Here is a 22389-nt window from a genome sequence, read left to right as displayed (position 1 = left end):
AGATGCTAGATGATCGCTACCCGAAATGCGTCCTGCTTTTTCTCGCAGCAAGCAACCTATGCTCGCTCGTAAGGGATGTCCCTGGTATCGAGTAGAGCAGCAACCCTGTCTATGTGACTAGTGTGCACTGCAAGCATCAAGAGCTCCTCAGCACGTGAGCCAGCGACATATAGAACTCGTCGGGCCTCGGTGTCGAGGTCACGTTCCCAAGCATCCAACACCTCTTCCGTGGCCTTACTCTTTGGTGCCTCGGGAATAATTAGCACTACGCCGCGAAACTCCATACCCTTAACGCCATGGACGGTGGAGTAGGGAACCAATGGGCTCACGGTTAGATGGGTGATGCTGCCCCATGACTTCTCCGAAGGAGCTTTGTACATAGACCCAATGGATCGCGCCGTGGGTGTGCCGAGATGACCCCATTCGACGTTCTTTAGAAAGGTGCGCACTTCTTCGGCAAAGGTGTCCCGAGGTTTTTCCGTAGCGTCCAAAGAGATAGATATACGTACCGCGAATTCGCGGAGCCATCGTGCCTCAACACCAAGCTCCTCGCGGATAAGATCGAAGCTCTTATGCTCGGTCTTTATGTCGGCGGTAAGTAGCTTCAAGATAGACCGCTCAACTTTTTCAAGAGCCTTGAGGCGAGTGCGGGCGTCAAAATCCGTTGACTTGAGCTTGAACCCGGCGTCAGCGATTTCGAGTACCTTGCTGGTGCCGCTCTCAACGTCAACGACTCCTACGGCTTTCATACTGTGGGCCTCGGCATGCGAAAGGACCATCAGATCAGTAGCGCCAAGCTTGTGCTTCTCTGCGATGCGTAGCACAGCAGGTGCTATCTCGTCGAGCTTGGAGAAGTCCAGGAGATACACGGGAGTTGAGAGTGTGGCGTGCTTGCCGCTTGATGACTCAACGAGAGAGCCCGAGCGTAGTCCGTTATTGAAAGCGGAGATGGCCGGGGTGCTCCGGAAGTTGTCTCGCAACTCTAGCTGAATGGGTAGGGCTTGGGCGAAATCACTCACTGCCTGAGGCGTCGCACTGCGAAATTCGTAGATGGATTGGTCAATATCGCCTACCATAACGACGCGAACCCCGCATGCTTGCAGGAACCCCAACACGAGTAGCTCTTCTGCACCACAGTCCTGGGCTTCATCTACGATAACTTCGGCGAAGCGAGCTGTTAGAAGCGGAGCAATAACCTGTCGCGCTCTGGGGTCCCTAACCCATACACCCGCGAGAATCCTTCCTGCCTCGCAAGTAACAGTTCCCGCTCTAATGAGGTGCCCGAAACGGTCGGAAGCTTCATCCTCTGCTTTCACCTTCAAGGACATCAGCGTTTCAGTCTGATTCTTCCCGAAGCGCTGAGGAACACTTACAAGAGTTGCGCGCCCATTAAGGTCAAAATCAAACCAACCCATTTGGATGGGTTCAGATCCGGGGATGAGATCACGCTGATTTTGGTCAAGCAGGCGAAAATTGCCGGTTGGCGCATCTTTCCAAGACTGGACGTATCGCGGTGACTTTTTGTAGTGTTTGGAGAAGAGGGGTGTGACTATGAAGCGATGGAGGAATGAGTCGAAGGTGCCGACAAAGTTCGGTGCCTTCAAGGACTCATTGTCGCTTCCACACCGGCGACGGACTTCATCGACTGCCGCGTTGGTGAAGGAGATTAGCCCAATTCCCTTGCGCGGCTCTTCGGCGGTGCGCTTCAGGAATCGAGTCACCATTGCTCGTGTCTTTCCCGCACCGGGGCAAGCAACAGCAAAGAGACTGTCTGTGGCATTTACGAGCGCCTTCTGGCCCTCGGACAGGTCGATCGTAGTCAAGCCTTGGTCCCATCCGTTCCGCTCTCTAGCGCGCCACGGATGGCTTTGGCTAGGTACTCGGGAGCTTCGAAAGGTTTTCCATCTTCGATAGCCAAGGCGACGTCATGCGCAAATTCGCCCTTGCTGATGAACTTGTCGTATTTGCACAGTTTCTGATAGAAGCCGAAAGATCTACCCTTGCTGTGCTGCAAAATGTCTTGCCAGTGGTGCTCAGACTGACGGTGCTGCTCAAGGTATGCATCCTTCAGGACCGGCTCGTTAATTTCCGGGCCCAGCAGGTCCGCTTCCAGGGTGTAAGGCGCCTCTGTGACGAGCAAGTGCCGAGCTGCGCCGATGGACTCGGCGTGCTTGAGGAGCTGTTCCTTCCGATTGCTTACTCTGGTCCGATTCTGGGAGCGGTCGTCGCTCTCAGTTTCATCTTCTCCAACAGGCTGCTCGTCTTCACTCTCGGGTTGTTCTCCTGCCCCCTCTTCCTTCTTCTTTTTCTTAGGGAGCTCCGGATCTGGGTCGCGGTCAGTTACGACCGTAAGCCTGTCGAGAAGACGGCAGCCATTGATTGACGACAGAAGTAGTGTGATGTAAGGCGCGAAATCGACACTGCCCACGTTAACTATGGTGACGCCGTGAAAAGCCCGGCGATGTCCGACATGGTCAGGGTCTTGGTCGTCGCCAAACACGCAGTAGCGTGCAATCACAGGAAGGAGGACAGCTTCGGCAATGCCCTCAACCAAGATGACACGGCGAGCAAAAAGTAGGCCGGCCCGCGTTGCATCTAGGTATTGATTGATCTTGCGCCGCTCGTTAGAAGACAAAGTTAGTTGTGCAAGGGGCAGCGCTTGAGTCTTCCGCCGGTCAACGTTCTGTTCCTTTCCCTCTTCGTCTTCCTCCTGCTCGGTCTCAACCTTAGTCCGAAGAGCTACGACATTTTCAATCCCGACACTGCTCGCCAAGTTGGGTGAGTGTGTGGTAGCGATTACCTGGATTCTTCCAGCAGGTCCCTGCAAGTCGTCTTTGGTCGACGCCTTGGACTGCTCGCGCAGGTATTCGAGCAGGACGGCCTGCAACTGTGGGTGCAGATGCGCCTCAGGCTCTTCGACAAGAAACAGAGTTAGCTCGAATTCCCGAGCTTTGCGTAGTTCCAGAATGACCGTCGCGATAAACAGCAGGTTCGCGTACCCAAGGCCAGATTCAATGAGATCGGCAGGTTCGATGCCTTTTTCTGCCATCTTTACCCGCAAACTGCGGGTTAGGCGCCCCAACTCGTAGTCAGCGAAGGTTACCTCTACAGTCTGACTGCGTACGGAGTCGGTGAGCTTTCCCAGGTGATCCTGGATCTCATCCTTGGCGGTAGTGAGAACGCCATGGTCCTTGAGATCCTTAAATGACTTGTTGGCGCTCTTAACGAAGTCATCCTGTTGTTCACCGGTGGTGAGGTGCTGAATGATCCGAAGGAGACGCTGACTGTCAGAGGAGTCCAGCTCTCTCTGTGCATCTCGCAGTGGAGCGAGATAAACGTGTGCAATCTGATCACGCTTGTTTGATTCAGCCTCAGGGCCGCCGACGGGACCAGCTGTCACGCTCGGACGCATTTGATTGCGAGCGGGATCTTCCTTGTACGTCGTGGTGTAAATTGCCTGATTTGAGTCAATGTTTAGGGCTGTGATGTAGTGCGCCCGCTGTGACTCTGTCAGCCCATCGTAGATAGCTTGGAACTCTGCTTCCTTGTCTTTCCTGCCGTGTGACAGGTCGGACTTTTCAAACCATCTGGTAGCTCGACGATTCAAGGGCGCTGTTGCAAGCCTCAAAGCTTCGATCACGTTCGACTTACCGGAATTGTTCTCTCCGACTAGGAGCGTGATGTCGGGCTGGAAGTCAATCCCGATGTCGTAGCAAGATCGAAAGTTCTTGACCTGTAGACGCTTGAGGTACATCCCTGCATTAGAGGCTTGAGCAGTCACAAATATTTCCCCGTTTACCTATGCCGTCCATTTTAAGTGAGAGTTGACCTTCGTACCATGTGTCACACAAAGAATCCCCGTGTACCCTGCCACACAGCTCCCTTGCTGCGCAGGTGAACTGACGGGTAATGCGACAGCACTCCCGCTCTGTCGAACGGGAGTGCGATTTGCTGTTCTGGCTTCTATTGGGCTTCTTGGGAGGATGAGTTCGTGAGCTCGTACGTCTGCCCCGGCTGTGACGTCGACTTTGGCTACCCGCAGGGGCTGGCTGTCCATCAGGAACTCGGCTGTGAGTGGGGCGACGATGGGACCGACGGCGACGCAAAGTACTGCTGCGGCGTGATCTATGAGGATGGCGAATCCGCCTGTCGCAGCTGCGGTGAGCCGCTGTAGCTCTGCCCCACTCCGGCGGCGGCTGGGCGGAGGCCGCGGGAGGGCTCCAGATGTCTATCCGGGGCTACGGCCGGCACTGCTGGCGCTGGTCGAATCGGACGAGCGGGGCGATCCGATATTGCCGCCTGCAGACTGAAGCCTTCCTCACGCAGCAGGTCTGCGACGGTGTCCCCACTAACTTTGCCCGGCCCAGGCCAGCTTCCGCGTCAGTCCTAGGGCCGGACAGGCAGCGGGGCTCACGCATCTGAGGGCGGGGCCCGGCCCGGTGGAGAGCGTTGCGGACGCTTGGACCGGGCACGCCGGAGCTGTTAGGTCATAGGCTCGCCGAGCAGGAGCGAGCGAGCCCGGGCACGGAACCCGTTGTCCAGGCCCGCGGTGCCGACCAGGAAGCCGACAACATCAGCGGCTCGCTTGGCCGCGACGTCGTCGTACAGCCCTCCCATGTCTTCCGGCTTCTCAATCCGCTGCCCCAGTGCGGTTACCGACGTGGCGAACTCCAGCAGGCGCAGCGCTGGCAGCACGCTGTCGGCGCGCGTAAGGATCCTGATCGCGAGCTCTCGAAGTCGGGGGAAGTAGGAGGGAAGCAAATCTACGTGTACCCCGTCGGGGAGTGCGCCACTTTGCTTGATGCCTTCCAGTAGCCGTGACAGCCCTTGCTTCTCGCTTAGGCCAGCGGGGCCTCCGAACAAATACTCCTGTAGCCCACGGTCGGGGTCTGCCACATGGGCAGCACGGAGGCTCTCAACTGCGTGGCTGAGGGTGAGCAGGTATAGCCAGGCGCAGTCGAGAACGAGCGCGAGATGGTGGGGGTTGCGTGGATCAAGGTATCGGGCAACGGCGGTCAGTTCGTCAACCAACTGCATTGGATTCCGATGTTCCTCGGCGAGCCAGTACGTGAACTCCCGGTATTCCAGGAGGGGTTTGAGGCGCTTGTCGAGCCCGTTGAAGGTACCAAGCACGGTAGCTGCCTTGTCTCGCTGGAACAGCCACGCCAATGGTTCTGCGTCCAAGGCCAGATGAGAGGGGTGCAGCTCCTCCAGGCGCGTGACCTCAGCACTCGTCAGCGCCGCGATCCCCAAGCGAGAGGTCAACTGCCGGGCCGCATTGCTCAGGTCTTTCTCCCGCACCATGTACGCAGCATCGGCGGCAAAAAAGTCTGCGACGCCACGGACCCAGAACATCCGACTCGTCGAGCCCTTGACCGTCGTCTTGCAGTCGACGATGGCACTCTGCAGCCGGAAGCCCCCTGTCACGGTGATTCCCAGAACGTCGAGGTCGGTGAAAGCCTCCGGCACGCTGGATCGCCGACTACGTCCTGCCGCTCCTGCCGCTCCTGCCGTCGGACGTTCGGCTGCTCCAACGCTGCGGAGCTGCACGTCCAGCCGAGTCGTGTATCCCATCCTCCACAGCAGTCTTCGGGAGGCGACCTTCAGGCCCAAGTCGAGCTCGCTCACCTGACACGTCCCCTTCCCAGTGCGGAGTCGATCACGCTCTGCCATTGCTTGACACTCACCGGTGCTTTGGCTCGGGTTCGGTTCATGGTCTGCATGGGGGCGGTGAACGGTTGTCCCAAGGCCAACGCCTTGCGTGCGTCCTCGTCGCCCACTCGTCCAGACAACTGCTCCCCGTGAGTAATCAGGTCACGCGCGATCTTCAGAGCCTCGCGGTTGTCCTCCGTGTCGATGAAGCGGGGAGTCACCCAGTTCCCCCCTGGCAGCAGGTCCGCATCGAACGCGAGGAGGCCCGCAGAGTGCATCAGTCGATATTGGCGTGCGTGGGACCCGTGAGGCCGCAAGAACCCTCGATTGGGGTCCAGCAGCTTGTCGATGACGTCGACTAGCGCAGCAGCCGGCAGGCTCGTAGCTCCGCCAAAGTGCTGTCCGCAGCGTAGACATGCCAGTACTGCCAGAGCTTTTTCCAATACTGGCTTCCGTCCGCGTAGCAGCTCGCGATCAAGTGTGTATGGCAAGGACGCAAACGGCTGGAGCGTCCCGTCCGGACGCTCCACAGCAGGAGCAAGCAACAGTCCGCGCCCGATCGCATCCTGTAGTAGCGGCTGGGCGTCACCAATGGGCAGCCCCTGCTCTCCGCGAACTGCCGCGAACGCCTCCGCCAGCTGATCTGGTCCGTGATCGCGAACAAGCTCGGCGATGACCTCGGGATTCTCGAACCCGAAGAACGGTGAGTACAGAACATCGCCGTCCGGCAGTTGGATCCGCTTGACCAGCTCGGCACTCTCTCCCACGGCGAGCAGGTCAGGCAGCGCCGCTGTGTCCAGGCCCGCCTCGCTGGCAAGCTCATCCGCCGGAGTGGGGGCATCCGAAAGATGGTCGACGAGTAGCACCATCTGTTCCTCAAGCTCCGAAGGGCGACGATCACGCCACGCCGCTCCGAGCCGGGCGTATAGGTCGTCGTAGTACGGCACGTTCTCCGTGAACCGGGTGGTCTTTCCGCTTGAGCGCTGTAGCCCTTCGACGAAGCCGATCTCCGCGAGCGCATCGAGTACCTGGTCAAACGCGTACTGGTTCACGTCCAGCTGCTCAGCTGCCACCGCCCGAAGCGCCTGTGCATCGTCGATGACCTCTTGGCCGCGAATCAGGGCAGCAAGGCTCCCCGCCATTCCAATGAGCTGGGTGTCAGCCAGCTTGGTTAGACCCCCAGAGTTCGGGTCCACGTTCCGCAGCCCGGCGTGCACGTCCTGGCAGCGCAACCCCTCGTCGAATCGCTCCATAGATCCCCCTCGATCTCCGTTGATCGTCCGGCCCAATTCTTGCAGCTCCGGGGTAGCTACGGGTTGGGATCTGGTTCGTCTGTCCTGGCGCTACGGTAGGCGTCTGATATCCAGAAGCGCTCTTTGGGGCCGCGAGGACAGGAAGCGGTCGCGGGCCCCACGTCGGACCTGGGCGGGAACCACGGGGAGCCGGTAAGAACCGGGTCGTAAGCCGTAGATGGCGTCCCGCATGCCCCTCTGGTCCCGCCGGGCCGGGCCAGTTGGGACACGGCCACTGCCTGAGCGAGTACAAGTAGGCCGCTCCTCCGTGCGTCATCTCGTGCAGCGTGGCCTTGCCGCCGGACACCGCCGGGAGGACGGTGAGACTGAGGTGCCGAGCGGGCAGACACATGTGGCGGGTGCGGGCCGGTGACTTGTCAGCCGGCCGGAGCAGTAGCTCCCGGGCCTTCAGGGGTCGGAGCGCCCCCGGACGGAGAGCGGTATCTGTGCCTGAGATCCGCCTGTCGGTGGAAGCCCGATGGGTGTGCCCCTATTGGGACGCTTTGAGACATCGCACCTCAATCAGAGGTGCGATTGCGCCGAGCCACGGTGTGGGAGGTGGGCGGCGTCATCGAGAAGCCGGACTCGAACTTCAACATGCTGAACTTGACAGGGAAGATGTCGGACAGGGCGACGCGACCGTGCTGGCGGCGGGCGACGGCGCCGGCGTGGTCGTGGACGCCGGGCCCGATCCGGCGGCGGTCGACCGCTGTCTGCGACAGCTCGGGATCACCCGTGTCCCGCTCCTCGTCCTGACCCATTTTCATGCCGACCATGTCGCGGGGCTGCTGGGTGTGCTGCGGGGCCGCTCGGTGGCGGAGATCGAGACCACCGGCTTCCAGGAACCCGCCGAGCAGGCCGAGTTCATCGGAAAGGAGGCGGCACGGCGGCACATCCCGCTCACGCGGGCCGTGGCCGGGGAGGAGCGGCGCACCGGTCCGCTCGCCTGGCAGGTCCTGTGGCCGCCGCCGGACATCGGGGCGCCGCTGGACCCGAGGTTCCCGGTATGGGCGGGCCCGGTGCCTGAGCCGGACGGCCCGAACGACGCCAGTGTCGCGATGCTGGTCCGCGCGGGCGGACTGCGGCTGCTGCTGCTCGGCGACCTCGAACCCCCGGACCAGCAGGCGTTGCTACGCTCCCCGGCCGCGACCCAACTGGCACATGTGGACGTACTGAAGGTGGCCCACCGCAATTTCCTTGGAGGACGGCTACTTGAGGGTTTTCGGCTCCAACTCAGTTGATCCCCAGCGCCCTACCGGTCCTGCGGATCAGACTGGTCGTCCAACGACGAGGGAGGGGCCAGTGGGCGTCAGGAAGATTCTCACGATCAAGCTAGAGATCGAGGTCAACGAGAAGGTGACCCGGTCCAGCCGTCTGGAGAACACGTACGGCGAGGTGGTGATCGCTGCCATGAAGGCGGCTCGTGCCGAGATGCCAGCGGACAGCATCGAGCAGATCACCACTCACGCTCGCTGGGAGTACCGGCACTGGGATCCGGAGCCGATCACCTACGCCAATGGGGAGGACCCGGAGATCGAGGACTTCGATGACGAAGAGTTCGTCTTCGAGTTGGAGGACGAGGATTGAACACACCGGAGAGCCCCGATCGTCCAGGACGACCGGGGCTCCTCGCGACCTCACAGGGCCACAGGGGATGCCTCAAGGGCTGACTCCGTGAGGGAGTGCGGGAGATGGGGCGTGCTGGGCCACGAGCTGGTCGACCCGGCCAAGGAACGCGGTGTGGGTCCCGGCGTCCTGGGCGGCCCGGATCACCTCGTCCAGGAACTCGTAGGTATCCTCGTCCGCGAGGGCGTGCAGCCAGGGAAAGGCGTTGCTCTCCACGGTCAGACTCGTCGCGAGCGCGGCACGGTGACGCGCAGGCGCTTGGGGGTTGTGCTCGCCCACTCGCCGCCTCCACCAGCAAGGGGGCGCAGGATGTACGTGCCACCCTGCACATCGGTGACGACCCCCTCGCGCCCGGCGTCCTCGTCGTGGACCTGGTCACCCACCCAGGGGGACTTCTCAATGGTCACTTCGCCTCCAGCTCGGAGTACGGGTTGCCCTCGGTCGGGGAGACCCGCCAGAAGCTGGTGATGATCGCCCTGTAGGTCCTGTGGGTCGGGTTGAGGCCGGTGTGCTTCAGGGCCCAGACCTCGGCGGGGAGAAGGTCCCCGTCGGTGGCTCCGGACTGCTCCTCGCACGTGAGGCACTCGGCCTCGTACATGGGCTCCTTGGGGGCGCCCTCGGCCGTCTCCGGCCCGAGTGTCCACTCCGCTGCCTTGATGATCGCTCTCATGTCTCGTCCTTCGTGGTGAGCTCGGCCCACAGCCCCTGTCCGTCGGAGTTCACGCCGGACGTGACCGAGAGGCCGCTGACGATGCTGAAGCCGGGACCGTGGCTGTGAAGGAGGCTGAGCCCCACCGAGCCGGCTGCCGTCACCCGGATCCGAGGGCCCGCCGTGGAGAGGGTCATCTCGACCGTTTCCGTCCCGGTCGCCATCACGGAGGCGAAGAGCTCGTTGGCGACCTGCGGGGCGTCCGGGTGGTCTAAGCGGATGCCGACCCACTCGCGGACAGGGTGAGCTTCAGCCGGATGCGCCTTAAATTCTCGGCCCCACGTTTGTCCCGATTCGGACATACCTGTCCCCCGGTTTCGTGGCTTTCTGTGTATCAGATAGCCCGTATCTGTTGCACAGATTGGCGGGCGGGGTTGGCGCAGGTCAAGCTCAGGCGGGCAATATGTGTGCGCAGATTGCGGCGATCACTCGAAACGGTGGTGGGGCATGGAACGGCCGGGGTACCTACGCATCGCTGCCGACCTGCGGAACCGCATCACCTCCGGCGAGTACCGGATCGGTGATCAGATCCCGACGCTCCCGGCACTTGCCGAGACGTACGAGGTTTCGGAGACGACGATCCGCAACGCCCTCGCGCTCCTGCGCAACGAGGGGTTGATCGAGACAAGGGCCCGTGCCGGTACCCGGGTTCGGGAGAGGCCCCCGATCCACCGGCTGACCTCCGACCGGTACCGCAACAAGTTGGGCGTGCCCTCGACGCCGTTCACCCGGGACCAGCAGATCGGCTGGAGCGAGTACCGCCTGGACAAGAAGTTCGAGCGGGTGGGGGCCACGCCGGAGCTCGCGTCCCTCTTCGAATGCGAGGTGGGGGAGCCGCTGTTGGCCCGCCACTTCGTCTTCTTCGACAACGACCAGCCCCACCAGATGAGCACCTCGTACGTGCGCTGGAGCGACGTAGAGGGGACCCCGGTGGCGGACCCGATCCACGAGCCCTGGCCGGGCGGCACCGTGGCCCAGCTGGCCACCCTGAGGATTCGGGTCACCCTGATCAAGGAGTCCTTCACCTGCGGCATGCCGACAGAGCGCGAGGCCAAGACCTTGAAGATCGGCTCAGGTGTGCCCGTGCTCAGGTACGTGAGGCGTCACATCGCCCACGACGGCAGGGTCGTGGAGGTCGCCTCACCGATCGTCAGGCGCGGGGACACCACCGTGGTGGAGTTCGACATCCCGCTGACCTGACCTCGAACGCCGAAGATCATCGATGCATGTACTGGACACATTTTTGCTACATGTTGGCCTCAAGCTCTCCACATCAAGGGTTTGAGCTGCCACGATGGCGCCTCCAACAGCAGCATCGTGAGAAGAGAACGCCACGTGATCGAGGTCCAGGGCAAGGGCGGACAGATTCAGTTCGACGGCCAGTACGTGACTATCACCCGCAAGGGTTTCCTGGCCCGCTCCATCGTCGGTAAGGGCGAGAAGCGCCTTCACATCAGCCAGATCGCCAGCATCCAGTGGAAGCCGGCCGGAGCCATTGTCGAGGGCTTCATCCAGTTCGGGGTCAATGGTGGCGTCGAGAGGCGGTCCCAGTTCGGCAGCCAGACGCAAAGCGCCAGGGGCGACGAGAACTCGGTGCTGTTCACGAAGAAGCAGATGCCTGCGTTCGAGGAACTCCGTAAGGCCCTCGACGCCGCCATCGCCCAGCAGCACGCACCGCAGCAGCCCACCGCGGCAGCCCCGTCCGTCGCCGACGAGCTGACCAAACTCGGGCAGTTGCTACAGCAGGGCATCCTCACTCAGGCCGAGTTCGAGCAGCAGAAGGCGCGTCTCCTCGGCGGCCGGTAGGGCCCAGAACGCAGAAGAGCGCCCCCGGCCTCCACGAGGGAGACCGGGGGCGCAGCGCGGAGTCATGACTCGATCAGGAAGCGGTCACCCTTGTGGAGGTTGCAGAGCCAGTGACTCAACTGAACGTTCTCTCTCGTGTGCTCACCGCCTGCGGTGAGCGGGATCTTGTGATCCAGTGTGGGTGACCACATGTCGGGCCATACCCGGCGGCGGTCCACAGGCGACCGGCAGATCTGGCACACCCATGCGTCGCGCTCGTAGATCTCCTGCGGGTCCAGCCGCTCGATTTCTCCCTCAAGGCCGAGCTTGCGCATGCGAGCTGCGTAGCTGCCTGCGGAGCTGGATTCACGCTTCAAGCGTTCCGACCGGGCGACGTAGGCCGGTGTCCACAGCCGAGGTACGGACTTCTTGCCGCACACGTACGCGCTCCAGGATCCCCGGGCTGCCCTCTCGTGTGAGGGGCGGACTTGCGCTCGGCGGCCATGTCGGGCCTGAGCCGCGGGCTACCCCCTCGCGTGAGGGGCGGACAGGATCAGCGGACCGCCCCGCTTCAGCCGGAGCGCGCTACCCCCTCGTGTGAGGGGCGGACGCCTTGGAGACGGCGTCGGTGATGGACACCTTCGGGCTACCTCCTCGCGTGAGGGGCGGACCGCCGTGTCGCCCTCGGCCACCGCATCGCCGACGGGCTACCCCCTCGCGTGAGGGGCGGACGAGCGGCGTGCCAGACGCGCCAGCGGGTGCTTCGGGTTACCCCCTCATGTGAGGGGCGGACATGATCGAAAGATGCCGCAAATCTGCTGCTGACGGGCCACCCCCTCGCGTGAGGGGCTGACTACCCGGTTGATGTCGTGTTCGCGGACAACGACGGGCTACCCCCTCGCCTGAGGGGCGGATCTGGTCGGCCTGCTCGCCGTCAACGTCCCCGGCGGGCTACCCCCTCGCGTGAGGGGCGGACTCCAGCCAATGCAGGACGTAGACCCCGTCCGGCGGGCTACCCCCTCGCCCGAGGGGCGGACGTCCTCCCCATGGAAGCCAAGACCGGCCATTTCGGGCTACCCCCTCGCCTGAGGGGCGGCCCTGAGCTGCATCGGTGTCGGGGCTTTGTTCTTTCTTTACCCCGTAATGGGGGCGAGGGAGAGGAGACCTGCACCATACGCACGGCCGCGCCCGATTCCGGTGGTCAGGGCGGCGCGGAGGGCGGTGGTGTCGGTAATGGTCGCGATGCCCTCGAATCGGGTGAGGCTGTGGCGGACGCGGTGGCCATCGCGGTTGCCGGTAGCCGGGGTCTGGGGGGTGTCGAGGATGAGTTGTGGGTCGAGTCCGGCGGTGTGCGCCTGCCGGTCCCACCAGGCGACAGCGTCGGCTCCGAAGAGCGGCGTCCTTTTGCCGGGCTTGCGCTTGCCGTCGGGGCGGCGGTCCTGGGTGGCGATGGCACGGGTGGGTGTGGCGTCGATGCGGTAGCGGACGGTGGCGCCGTCGGTGAGCCAGTCCAGAAGGGGACCGAGGGTGCGGCTCTGCGGGGGAGTGGCGAGGTAGTCGGCAGGGAGGGCGGCGGTGTCGGGGGCGAGGGGGGATTGAATGAGGACGGTGGTGGCGTGGCGGTCCCGCTCGATCCGGTACAGCACCCCCAGTTCGGCGCGGGCGCGGGTGCCGTCGCTCATCTGGTCCGGGTACAGGGACATAATCCGGCGGTGCATGAGGTGGGCGTCGCGGAGGTCGCGGTGGGCGGTGCGGGAGCGGGGGCCGAGATGTAGGCGGGTGAGGTGAAGGGTGCGGGTCTCGGTGGCCATGCTGGTCTCCGTCGTGGGAAGGGCGGCCCCCCGGTGTGTGGGGCGGTGGTGGTGTGTCAGGCGGCCGTGACGGGGCCGGTGAGAGTGTCGCGCCAGGCGGTGAGGCGTGCGAGCCAGGCCGTGCCGTATCCGGCACAGAGATCGGCCGGCATCGGCCGGGTGGTCTGCCACTGGGGTCGGGTCGCGAATGCCCTGCTGCCGCCGGGGTTGGGGTTGTCGCGGAGCTCCGCGGTGGGTGGCAGCCCGGACTCGGGGGCGTGGTCGTGGAGGAACGTCACGTTGACGGTGGCGCGGCCGTGGTCGGGTCCGCGGTGCAAGGGCATCAGGTCCAGTGCGGCCACGGGGTCGTTCACGGCGGCGATGAGCAGGGGACTGTCTGGGGGGCAGGAGCGCCGGCCGAGGTAGGGCTGCCAGACCGGGTGGCGCAGGGCGTGTGCGACGGTTTCGATGGTGTCGGCGGGGCCGGTGACGGCCGCGGTGAACGCCGCGTCGGCGATGTACCAGCGGTGGCTGACGAGGGTGCTGGTGGCGTCGTTCCTGCGCTTACCGTCGGCGGTGATCACTGTGCGTTCCCGGGGATAGCCGCCGCCTACGGTGTGGTAGTCCCGCAGCCGCTGGCCGGGCCGGTCCACGCGGATGGTGTAGGAGAGCGCGGCGAGGTCGTGAAGGGGTTCTCCTCGTGTGCGCCCGAGGGTGCAGGCGAGGAGGCCGGTGAGGCCGGAGCGGGTGGGATGGGGGTGGGTGAGACGCGTGCCGAACTGGGAGTCGGCACCCCAGGCCTGCATCGGGGCGGACAGGTGGAGTAGGAGCCCGTTCACGCGGTGCTCGCCTTGGTGACAGCGTCCTCGATGGTGGTCAGGAGCGCGGCGAGGCCCTCGACCGGCTCGCCGAGGTGCTGGGGTTTGGTGCCGGTCAGATCGACGTGTGCGGACATCAACTCCCCATCGGTGCCGTAGAACCGTCGGACGGCGCCGGTGTGCTCGTCCAGGCGGGTGATGGACGGGACGACGTACCCGGAGCCGCGCTCGGCGCGGACGGGCGCCTCAAACGCGGACCCGAGGTTGACGGGCTGGTCGGTGCGCAGGACCGCGCATACCAGGGACGGCGGTGTGAACGGCGCCGTGCTGTTCTTCTTGGCCGAGGGGATGGTGACGGCGAACGCCTGGGTGAACTCGACCGCGACCCTGCGGGCACTCTCCTCGTCGTTACCGAGGTTCGCAGCCAGCTCGGGGAGGTTGACGGACGCGTACCGGTAGTAGGTGCCAGAGGTGAGCAGGGCGGTGCCCATGTGGGCGCTGCCGGATTCGTCCTGCTGGCCGTGGGTAATGTCGTCCACCGCCGTGAAGAAGTCGGCCTGGACGGCGGTGGCGTGGGTGGTGATTTGGTGGGCGACCTGGATCGCGCCGTCCACGGTGGAGCCGGGCTCGTTGGCGAGCATCCGGCCGAACGCGGCGATGGACGCGGTCCGGCCCCGCAGGACCGCCAGGACGCTCTTGGAAGCGGCCTTGGTCAGCTTCTCCTGCTCGGTCTTCTCCTTCTTGGCGTCGGTGGCGGCCTCGATCAGGGCGCGGTGCTCGACCGCGAGAGCAGCCAACTCGGAGATCCCAGCGCGGGGGAGCAAGAACATGGAGTTGGTGTCGTTCGTCTCGCTCTCGACCTTGACGCCGTCGACTCCGGCGGCCAGGGCCAGCATCCGGCCGGCACGCGCGGCGGCCTCCGCGTCCCAGCCATTCGCGGTGAGCTCGGCGGCGATGGTCTCCGGCAGACGCCGAGTCCGGATCGCGTACTCGCCCAGCCGCTGCTCGACGGCGGCGCGGACGTGCCTCTTGCCGGACTGGGACGAAACTCGGCCGCGCTGCTCGCCCCCGTAGATCGCCGTCTTCGGGCTGTTGAGATCGTCGCGGTTCAGGTTCGACAGCGGGTAGGAATGCAGGACGTGCAAGTCCAAGTACAGGCGGTTGCCCATTAGTTTAGTTCCCCTCGGTGGTGTCGTCAGTGTGTTGGTAGTAGGCGCGCATCCAGGAACGGGCGGTGTCGGTGGGCCAGCGGTCCCAGCGCGTCAGGTCCCGCAGCAGCACCGGCCAGGTGATCGGCACATTCGCACTGCGCAGGTGGGCGATCAGGGCCGGCAGGTCGCGGACCAGGCCGTCGAAGTCCTGGCGGGCCAGTAGCGCGAGACGGTCCTGCGCGGTCTCCTTCCGCAGCACCTGGGCGCTGACCGCCCGCGCGAGTGACCATCCGAGGTTGCGCCAGCGGTCGTCTGGATCCGTCTGGGGCTCGGCAGGAGTAGCCGCAGCGCCGAGGCGCGGGTTCGGGGCCTGCTGCGCGTACATCGCGGCGGTCAGGATGTACGCTCTCTCGCTCTCCCGGGACGCCGTCACGGGGATTCGGGACAGCAAGTGCTCGTAGGCCCGGTATGGCCGGTCGAGATCCACCAGCGCGGATCGAATCGCCGCGCGGCCCTGCGGCGAACCGCACCGCTCAGCCACGTGGGACATGTAGGAACGGAACGGCTCCAGACCATCAACCTGGGCAGGCGGGGACTCACTGGGCATCGATTCTCCATAGTTAGGCAGGGGACAGGGCTCCCACGTTGGTGAGCGGACGGGGCTACGTTGCGCAGCGCCTGCCACGAACGGCGGGCTGCCTCGGGTAACCCCTCGTGTGAGGGGCGGAGCCGCCCACCCGCGGCGGGGTGAACTTGTACTGCGGGCTACCCCCCTCGCGTGAGGGGCGGAATGCCCGAAGTCGTCCTCCAGACGGCGGACGGCGGGCTACCCCCTCGCGTGAGGGGCGGAGGCGTTATGCACAACCAGGCCCTGAAGTTTCGTCGGGCTACCCCCTCGCGTGAGGGGCAGAGATTCCCTGCTTGACGGGGCACTCGCCCAGGTTCGGGCTACCCCCTCGTGCGAGGGGCGGAGGCCCAGTCGGAGAAAACAACGACGTTGTCCACCGGGCTACCCCCTCGCGTGAGGGGCGGAGTTGACCGCGAGTTCGGCCTGCTGAACGTTCAGCGGGCTACCCCCTCGCGTGAGGGGCGGAGATGCGTCCCTGGGCCGATTTCTCGTCGGGCTGCGGGCTACCCCCTCGTGTGAGGGGCGGAGCCGATGATCGCAGCGTTGCGCGGGCCGCCGACCGGGCTACCCCCTCGTGTGAGGGGCGGAGGCTTCGTGACCTGGGCGTTTTCAGGGGGCTTTCGTTTTCTTTGCAGTTTTTCTGGGTGGGCGGAGCATGGTGGCGCGGGCAGTTTCGATGGCGCTCATGCCGCGGGCGGTGTGACTAGCCTCGGCGGTGGTGCGGTCGTAGATGGTGGTGGCGATGGCCTGGAATCGGGGTCGGGGGCGGTCGGCGCCTGCGGCGGTGACGACGGCCCAGAACTCGGCCTCGGATTCGGTCCAGTACTCGGTTGTGGCGGTCTCGGTCCAGGGGCAGGTGCTGCTGCCGGAGGCGTAGGAGGCCCATGCTTGGCGGAGGGCGCGTCCCAGTCCGGAGGCGACTGCTTCGGCTTGGGCGCGGGCTGCGCTGATGGCGGCGGCGCCGTCGGGGTCACGTTCTTCCAGGTGGCCGAGGACCGGCGGGGTGACCGATTGGGTCCAGGCTGTGTTGGTGTCCTGCTTGTCCTGGTGGATGCCGTAGGAGCGAAGGCGCAGCCGGTCGGCGACGTCCATGGGGAGGTCGTTGATGGCGTTGAGGACCGGCGGTCTGCTGGCGGTGGATGTGACGCCGGGGCGGGTTTTGAGGAGGAGGGCGTCAAGGTCGCGCCATGCTGCGCGGCTGCTGTTGGCGCGCACGGGGCCGCCTTGGTCGCGGTGGATGAGGTAGGGGTCTAGAGCGTTGGGGATGTCGCCTTGCCAGGCCCAGGTGACCCACGAGTCGGTGGCGTGGGTGTCGTCGGTGTCGGGTTGCAGGAGCACGGCGTGGGCGTGTCGGGCGGTGAGGAGGGAAACGGGTCCGGTGGGTGCTTTGGGCAGGAGGGGGTTGGGGAGTTCTGGGGTTTCCCAGGGGGCGAGGTCAGGGCCGGGGGTGGTGGGCCAGGTGTCGGGGGCGGGGATGGAGATGGTCAGGGATTCAAAGAGGGACTGCCCGGCGGGGAACCAGGAGATGGTGCAGCGCATGGGCCCGGCGACTGTGGTCTTGGTCGCTTTGGGCATGGTGCCGTGTTGGCGGTTGGCGGCCATGCCCGAGGGTCCGTAGTACCGCCACACGAGGAGGTCGAGGGCGGCGTCTTCGGCCGGCAGTGGGCTCCCGGAGCCGTCCTTGGGGAGGGGCCACCAGAGGTGGTTGTTGCCGGACGGGAGGGTCATGGATAGTCGGCCGATTCCGCTGCTGCCGGTGCACTCGGCGCGCAGGCGTGGGTCCTGCATCCAGGGCGTGTCGGGGTGGTACAGGTACAGCCGGTCGTGGTGCGTATCCAGGTAGGTGGTGATCGCGGCGGGGGTGAACCGGCCGGTCTCCAGGATGCTCCAGCGGTGCTCGGCCCATGGCGTGCCATCGTCGGAGATTTCACGGTCGAGGCCGGTGACGCGGGCGGCGAGGGCTATCAGGACGCGGGTGAGCGCGGACTCGGCGGCGGGGTTGGGGCACTCCAGGGATTCGATGAGGTGAGCTGCTGTCAGGACTGTCCGTAGGCCGTGCCGGGCGGCCTGGCCGGGGGTGGTTCCGGGTGCGAGTGCGGCGAGTTCGGCGGTCTCGTCAGGGGTGAGGCTGGCGCGGAAGCGGACGGGCACCCACGGGCGCTCGGCGAGGTCGTACCAGCGGTCGTCGGGCATGGCTGTCGCTCCTCTCGTACGGGGGTGCCCGGTAGGTACGCGGGCAATTGGCATGTGTAGATGCGCCGTTTAGTGCTGCTTCTGGCGCTATGTCAGCGACGTGGCGTGGGCATATCTAAGTGGCTAATCGGATGATGCACAAGTCCCCAGTTCAGCTGGAGTGTTAGCGTTCGTCCGCTGTCCCAGGCAGGGCTTCGGCCGCAGCCCCGAGCTATGGTTGGGACTGCCCCGCACCGCGGGGGTCGCCCGTGGCTCATCGGTCATATCACCGGGCACTGACACTCAGCCCCACACACGTGGGGGTCTCGCCCGAGGGCAGCGTGGCGGTGGGTGCGCCGTCCCAACGCCCGCCTTTCACATGGGATTAGCCCTCCCCCGCGTAACGATTCCCGCGCACGCGGGGGCTTCTCCCTTCGCCACCGATGGAGGTCATGCCGTGTCGGACCGTGTCGATCCCCGCGTGTGGGGTAAGCGCCGGGGTCTGACGGGCCCGTATCCGCTGGCGTGTCACCTGGTGGATACGGCGGTGATTGCTGGTGAGCTGTGGGACCGGTATCTGGTCGGCAGGCAGCGGACGTTGATCGCCGCCGGGTGGGGCGTGCAGCGGGACCAGGCTCGGCAGCTGGTGATGCTGTGGGCGGGTCTGCACGACATGGGAAAGTGCTGCCCGGGTTTCCAAGGGCAGGTTGCGGATGCGAGCGGGGGCTTGCTGAATGAATCTGGGTTCGAGCGCCCGGCAGGCTGGATGCACGAGGACGCGATCCTCCACGACCGGGCCTCGCATCTGCTGCTGCCTCAACTGCTGGCCGAGCTCGGATACTCCACGAGTGGACGGCCGCAGGCCACGGCAGCGCAGCAAATCGCGCAAATCGTGGGCGGGCACCATGGTCTGTATGGCCGGGCGCTGTCTCAGCGCGAGATGCTCGACCCACTGCGGGGGGCGGCTGTGCTCGGTGCCGGCTGCGGGTGGATGGCGCAGCGCAGCGCGCACGTCCTGGCTGTGTGGGATGCCGTCGGGCGTCCGGCCGCGCCAAAGAGCCCGGCCCCTGCGGGTGCCGCCGTGGTGGTCACCGGCCTGGTGATCCTCGCGGACTGGCTCGCGTCCAACACACCGGACGTGCAACGCCGCCTGGACGGATGGGGTGGGGATCTGGGTGCCCACACCGCCCGGGTCCGCGCTGAGGCCCAGGCCGTGGTCACGCGGGCGCAACTGGCCGCCCCGCGCTGGCGTCCCGCGTCGAGCTTCCGCGACATGTTCCCCCACATCAAGGAGCCCTATCCGCTCCAGCGGGATGTCGCCGACCGGCTTCCGTGGCTGGTGGACGGTCCCGGGCTGGTGCTGGTGACCGCGCCGACCGGTGATGGCAAGACCGAGACCGCGCTCTACGCCGCGAGGGTCCTTGGGGATGCGGCCGGCACACCTGGGCTCGCCGTGCTGCTTCCCACGATGGCGACCACCGAGGCGATGTGGTGCCGCGTGGACGACTTCACAGCCCGGCAAGCGTCAGACGACATAGCCGTGACGCTGCTGCACTCCATGGCCTGGTTGAACGCCGAGTACGACTCGGACCGCGACAGGGTCATCGCGGACGAGCGCGTATCCACCACGGCGCAGGAATGGCTGCGCGGTCGCCACAAGGGCCTGCTCGCGGGCAGTGCGGTCGGCACCTGGGACCAGGGCGTCATGGCAGCCCTGCCGGTGCGCTGGAACCAGATGCGGTGGCTGGGCCTTTCCGGGAAGACCGTCATCATCGACGAAGCCCACGCCTACGACGCGCACGGCCACCACCTGACGCAGCGTCTCCTGGAATGGCTCGGCCATATCGGCGCACCGGTGGTGCTGCTGTCTGCGACCCTTACCGGCCGTGTCGCTACCGAACTCCTCACCGCCTACCGCAGGGGCGCCGGCCACACGGATCAGGTCGCCGTCGCCCCGCAATACCCGGGATGGCTCCACCTCAGCGCAACCAGCGGCAAGACCACCGCGTTCGGCCCCGTGCCGTCGACACGGGAGCGGGACCTGACGGTCGACCACCGCATCGTTACCCCCACCCACGACCCTGCCGTCCAAGGCGGCTGGGCGGCGGCAATCCTCGACGCCCTCGCCCCCCTGGCAGCCTCCGGGACCGGCTGTGCGCTGGTGGTGTGTACCACCGTCGCCGAGGCTCAGAAAACGCGCCGCATGCTCGCCCGGCAGTGGACAACCCCCGCCGACCCCATGGTGCACATCCTCCACGCCCGCACCACCCATCGGCGCCGCACCACCATGACCCGCCGCGTCGAGCAATGGACCGGCCCCAAGGGTCGCCGCCCCAGCCGACCGCTGGTCCTGGTCGCCACCCAGGTCGTCGAGCAGTCCCTCGACCTCGACTTCGACCTCGTCATCACCGACCTCGCCCCCATGTCCCTCCTCCTCCAGCGCGCCGGCCGATGCCAACGCCACCCGCGCACCGACCGGCCCACCTGGACCCCCACCCCCCGCGTGGTCGTCCTCACCCCTCAAGGACAACTCCCGCCTCGCACCTGGGGCGAGGTCTACGACGTATCCCTCCTGCGCCGCACCGCCGACGCCCTCGCCACGCTCACCGCACCGATCAACATCCCCCGAGACGTCCAGAGCTTGATCGAAACCGTGTATGAGGCCGCATGGCAGCCCGGACAGATGCAGACAGACGACGCCCGCCGCATCGCCATTGACGCAGCAGCAGCCGCCATCGCCGACACCGCAGCCATCCCCCCGCCCCACCGCACCAACGACCTCCACCCCCTCACCTCCACCCTCGACCCCGACCTCGTCTCCACCCGCCTCGGCGCCGACACCGCCACCGTCCTGCCCGTCTACCAGCACGCCGACGGCACCATCCACCTCCACCCCACCCGCCGGACGCCGCTCCCCGCCCACCCCACCCGCGCCCAGACCCGCACACTCATGCGCAACGTCGTCAACCTCCAGGCCCACTGGATGAACGGACGCGGGCCCGACACCAACATCCCCACCACCTGGGCCGATCTGCCCGGCCTGCGCGACCTCGTACTGCTCCCCCACAGCCACGACCCCACCGGCCCGATACCCTGGACCGCCACCGACGGCCGCACCATCCACCTCCACCCAATCGACGGCATCGTCAGAGACTGACCATCCGAACCCCCTGCTCTTTGATAAAAGAATCGCAAAGGCGGCCAAACACAGCAGGTTCAGAAAGTGTCCGCCCGTCACACGAGGGGGTAGCCCGTTGATCACCGCCGTCGCGCACGGCAAAGTCAAGTCCGCCCCTCACACGAGGGGGTAGCCCGGCCCAGGCCCGCAAGCGGCACCGCACCCTCATGTCCGCCCCTCACACGAGGGGGTAGCCCGGCTGACGCGCCATTCAACTGCGTGTCCCTTGTGGTCCGCCTCTCACACGAGGGGGTAGCCCGTCCGGGATCGCGTGCTCATGGGGCACGTCCTCGTCCGCCCTCACACGAGGGGGTAGCCCGTTCGGCAAGGCCGCGCGCATCGCGGAGGAGGAGTCCGCCCCTCACGCGAGGGGGTAGCCCGATGATCTGCTGGGCCCGGGTCCGGGTGAACCCGTCCGCCCCTCACACGAGGGGGTAGCCCGTTGACCCAGGCTCCGACACTCGGGTATTCGCTGTCCGCCCCTCACGCGAGGGGGTAGCCCGACTTCTGGCTGGATAGCATCGACTTGTAGACGGTCCGCCCCTCACACGAGGGGGTAGCCCACTCAGCCACCTTCTGCTCGTGGCGCACGCGCTGTCCGCCCCTCACACGGGGGGGTAGCCGCAGCGGCGGTGTCGCCCTGCCATTCGCAATCTCTGCCACACGAGGGGGTAGCCCGGCGTATGCCGCCCAGCGGTTCGAGTCCGACGAGTCCGCCCCTCACACGAGGGGGTAGCCCGGACGCTTTCGGCAACCCTCTGATCGTTGGCCCGTCCGCCCCTCACACGAGGGGGTAGCCCGTGCTCGCGGGCCGCGGCGCTCTTCCCGCTGCCGTCCGCCCCTCACACGAGGGGGGTAGCCCGTCCATCCAGGACGCGATCGTGGCGCAGTACGGGTCCGCTCCTCACACGAGGGGGTAGCCCGCCGCAGGCGACGTTCACCGACGCGATCAAGTCGTCCGCCCCTCACGCGAGGGGGTAGCCCTCCGCACTGGTACGCGGCCGGCGCCTGAGAGATGTCCGCCCCTCACACGAGGGGGTAGCCCGATGGTCGGGCAGCCCACGTCACTGCTGCCGGTGTCCGTCCCTCACACGAGGGGATAGCCCGCAGACCGCGCTGTAGTTGTCGGAGTCGTAGGCGTCCGCCCCTCACACGAGGGGGTAGCCCGTGCTCGCGCGCGGCGGCCGACTTGCCGGACCCGTCCCCCTCACACGAGGGGGTAGCCCGGACGCCTTCGGCAATCTTCTGATCGTAGGCCCGCTACGCGGCCGACTGGAAGCAGTTCACTGAGTGGTGCGCGCGCCGCGGCTTCTCTCCACTGCCTGCAACCCCCGAGACACTGGTCGAGTACTGCACTGCCCTGACGCTCATCCCCAGACCCCGCACTGGCCGGCCGTCCTCCCCCTCCTCGATCGAGCGGGCCCTCGTGGCCATCCAGACCGCTCACCGCGCCGCGGATGTGCCCCCGCCGGAGACCAAGGGGGCAAGGAAGGTGCTCAGCGGCTACCGGGAGCGGCTCGCCCTGGCCAAGGACCCGGCCGCGCTGCCCAAGAAGGCCAGCCCTGCCATCCCGTCGGCCCTGCGCGGA

General features: G+C 65.8%; 19 protein-coding genes, 1 pseudogene and 2 CRISPR repeat arrays. Of the genes and pseudogenes, 6 read left to right on the top strand and 14 right to left on the bottom strand.

Going from position 1 to position 22389, the window contains the following annotated elements; translation table 11 throughout:
* Positions 1-56 precede the first annotated feature (56 nt).
* Complete coding sequence (locus GQF42_RS16175; protein ID WP_158920498.1) at positions 57-1823, bottom strand: ATP-dependent helicase; 1767 nt, start codon at positions 1821-1823, stop codon at positions 57-59.
* Positions 1820-3754: an ATP-dependent nuclease gene (locus tag GQF42_RS16170; RefSeq protein WP_158920496.1), complete on the bottom strand. Its 1935-nt coding sequence runs from the start codon at positions 3752-3754 to the stop codon at positions 1820-1822. Before GQF42_RS16170 ends, GQF42_RS16175 begins: the two co-directional genes overlap by 4 nt.
* A gap of 237 nt (positions 3755-3991) precedes the next feature.
* On the opposite strand from GQF42_RS16170, the gene GQF42_RS44950 reads away from it, so the two are divergent.
* Positions 3992-4174 (top strand): hypothetical protein, encoded by a 183-nt coding sequence (locus GQF42_RS44950; RefSeq protein ID WP_199273174.1) that lies wholly within the window; start codon positions 3992-3994, stop codon positions 4172-4174.
* A 308-nt stretch (positions 4175-4482) separates the two neighbouring features.
* Here GQF42_RS44950 and GQF42_RS16160 read toward each other — a convergent pair whose 3' ends face one another.
* Positions 4483-5628 carry a hypothetical protein gene (locus GQF42_RS16160; RefSeq protein WP_158920492.1) on the bottom strand — a complete coding sequence of 382 codons (1146 nt, stop codon included), beginning with the start codon at positions 5626-5628 and terminating at the stop codon, positions 4483-4485.
* Complete coding sequence (locus GQF42_RS16155; RefSeq protein WP_158920490.1) at positions 5625-6905, bottom strand: hypothetical protein; 1281 nt, start codon at positions 6903-6905, stop codon at positions 5625-5627. Before GQF42_RS16155 ends, GQF42_RS16160 begins: the two co-directional genes overlap by 4 nt.
* Before the next feature lie 656 nt (positions 6906-7561).
* On the opposite strand from GQF42_RS16155, the pseudogene GQF42_RS16150 reads away from it, so the two are divergent.
* Together GQF42_RS16150 and GQF42_RS16145 are read left to right on the top strand one after the other, a co-directional pair.
* Positions 7562-8185 (top strand): annotated as a pseudogene (locus GQF42_RS16150) (ComEC/Rec2 family competence protein); the annotation flags it as partial.
* Positions 8186-8246: 61 nt separating this feature from the next.
* Entirely contained in the window at positions 8247-8531 is a 285-nt protein-coding gene (locus GQF42_RS16145; RefSeq protein ID WP_158920488.1) for a hypothetical protein, read from the top strand.
* Between the two features lie 72 nt (positions 8532-8603).
* Here the strand turns inward: GQF42_RS16145 and GQF42_RS16140 are convergent, their stop codons facing one another.
* The 4 genes from GQF42_RS16140 to GQF42_RS16125 are packed head-to-tail and all read right to left on the bottom strand — an operon-like array spanning position 8604 to position 9581.
* Positions 8604-8786 (bottom strand): hypothetical protein, encoded by a 183-nt coding sequence (locus GQF42_RS16140; protein ID WP_158920486.1) that lies wholly within the window; start codon positions 8784-8786, stop codon positions 8604-8606.
* Between the two features lie 2 nt (positions 8787-8788).
* Positions 8789-8977 carry a hypothetical protein gene (locus GQF42_RS16135; protein ID WP_158920484.1) on the bottom strand — a complete coding sequence of 63 codons (189 nt, stop codon included), beginning with the start codon at positions 8975-8977 and terminating at the stop codon, positions 8789-8791.
* Positions 8974-9240: a DUF7848 domain-containing protein gene (locus tag GQF42_RS16130; RefSeq protein ID WP_158920482.1), complete on the bottom strand. Its 267-nt coding sequence runs from the start codon at positions 9238-9240 to the stop codon at positions 8974-8976. The genes GQF42_RS16135 and GQF42_RS16130 overlap by 4 nt, the downstream gene beginning before the upstream one ends.
* Positions 9237-9581 (bottom strand): hypothetical protein, encoded by a 345-nt coding sequence (locus GQF42_RS16125; protein ID WP_158920480.1) that lies wholly within the window; start codon positions 9579-9581, stop codon positions 9237-9239. The genes GQF42_RS16130 and GQF42_RS16125 overlap by 4 nt, the downstream gene beginning before the upstream one ends.
* A gap of 145 nt (positions 9582-9726) precedes the next feature.
* On the opposite strand from GQF42_RS16125, the gene GQF42_RS16120 reads away from it, so the two are divergent.
* Together GQF42_RS16120 and GQF42_RS16115 are read left to right on the top strand one after the other, a co-directional pair.
* Positions 9727-10479 (top strand): GntR family transcriptional regulator, encoded by a 753-nt coding sequence (locus GQF42_RS16120; RefSeq protein ID WP_158920478.1) that lies wholly within the window; start codon positions 9727-9729, stop codon positions 10477-10479.
* Positions 10480-10614: 135 nt separating this feature from the next.
* Positions 10615-11085 carry a DUF4429 domain-containing protein gene (locus GQF42_RS16115; protein ID WP_158920476.1) on the top strand — a complete coding sequence of 157 codons (471 nt, stop codon included), beginning with the start codon at positions 10615-10617 and terminating at the stop codon, positions 11083-11085.
* A gap of 62 nt (positions 11086-11147) precedes the next feature.
* Here GQF42_RS16115 and GQF42_RS16110 read toward each other — a convergent pair whose 3' ends face one another.
* From GQF42_RS16110 to casA, 6 genes are all read right to left on the bottom strand, one after another.
* Complete coding sequence (locus GQF42_RS16110) at positions 11148-11399, bottom strand: HNH endonuclease (RefSeq protein ID WP_158920474.1); 252 nt, start codon at positions 11397-11399, stop codon at positions 11148-11150.
* 798 nt (positions 11400-12197) lie between these two features.
* A complete protein-coding gene (cas6e, locus tag GQF42_RS16105) occupies positions 12198-12875 on the bottom strand; it encodes a type I-E CRISPR-associated protein Cas6/Cse3/CasE (RefSeq protein WP_158920472.1) in 678 nt (225 codons plus the stop codon).
* 56 nt (positions 12876-12931) lie between these two features.
* Positions 12932-13693 carry a type I-E CRISPR-associated protein Cas5/CasD gene (gene cas5e / locus GQF42_RS16100; RefSeq protein WP_158920470.1) on the bottom strand — a complete coding sequence of 254 codons (762 nt, stop codon included), beginning with the start codon at positions 13691-13693 and terminating at the stop codon, positions 12932-12934.
* A complete protein-coding gene (gene cas7e / locus GQF42_RS16095; RefSeq protein ID WP_158920468.1) occupies positions 13690-14841 on the bottom strand; it encodes a type I-E CRISPR-associated protein Cas7/Cse4/CasC in 1152 nt (383 codons plus the stop codon). The genes cas5e and cas7e overlap by 4 nt, the downstream gene beginning before the upstream one ends.
* A gap of 4 nt (positions 14842-14845) precedes the next feature.
* A complete protein-coding gene (casB, locus tag GQF42_RS16090; protein WP_158920466.1) occupies positions 14846-15430 on the bottom strand; it encodes a type I-E CRISPR-associated protein Cse2/CasB in 585 nt (194 codons plus the stop codon).
* A gap of 215 nt (positions 15431-15645) precedes the next feature.
* A CRISPR array of direct repeats spans positions 15646-16040; the repeat unit is 29 nt; unit sequence CGGGCTACCCCCTCGCGTGAGGGGCGGAG.
* Positions 16041-16060: 20 nt separating this feature from the next.
* Positions 16061-17644: a type I-E CRISPR-associated protein Cse1/CasA gene (gene casA / locus GQF42_RS16085; protein ID WP_158920464.1), complete on the bottom strand. Its 1584-nt coding sequence runs from the start codon at positions 17642-17644 to the stop codon at positions 16061-16063.
* A gap of 436 nt (positions 17645-18080) precedes the next feature.
* Between casA and cas3 the strand changes: the two genes are divergently transcribed.
* Positions 18081-20780 carry a CRISPR-associated helicase Cas3' gene (gene cas3, locus GQF42_RS16080; protein WP_158920463.1) on the top strand — a complete coding sequence of 900 codons (2700 nt, stop codon included), beginning with the start codon at positions 18081-18083 and terminating at the stop codon, positions 20778-20780.
* Positions 20781-21700: 920 nt separating this feature from the next.
* Positions 21701-22028: a CRISPR direct-repeat array (repeat unit 24 nt; unit sequence CCCCTCACACGAGGGGGTAGCCCG).
* Positions 22029-22389 lie beyond the last annotated feature (361 nt).

This window comes from Streptomyces broussonetiae, from assembly GCF_009796285.1.
In the GTDB taxonomy this organism is placed as follows: Bacteria; Actinomycetota; Actinomycetes; order Streptomycetales; family Streptomycetaceae; genus Streptomyces; species Streptomyces broussonetiae.
This window is presented reverse-complemented; position numbering and strand designations above follow the sequence as displayed.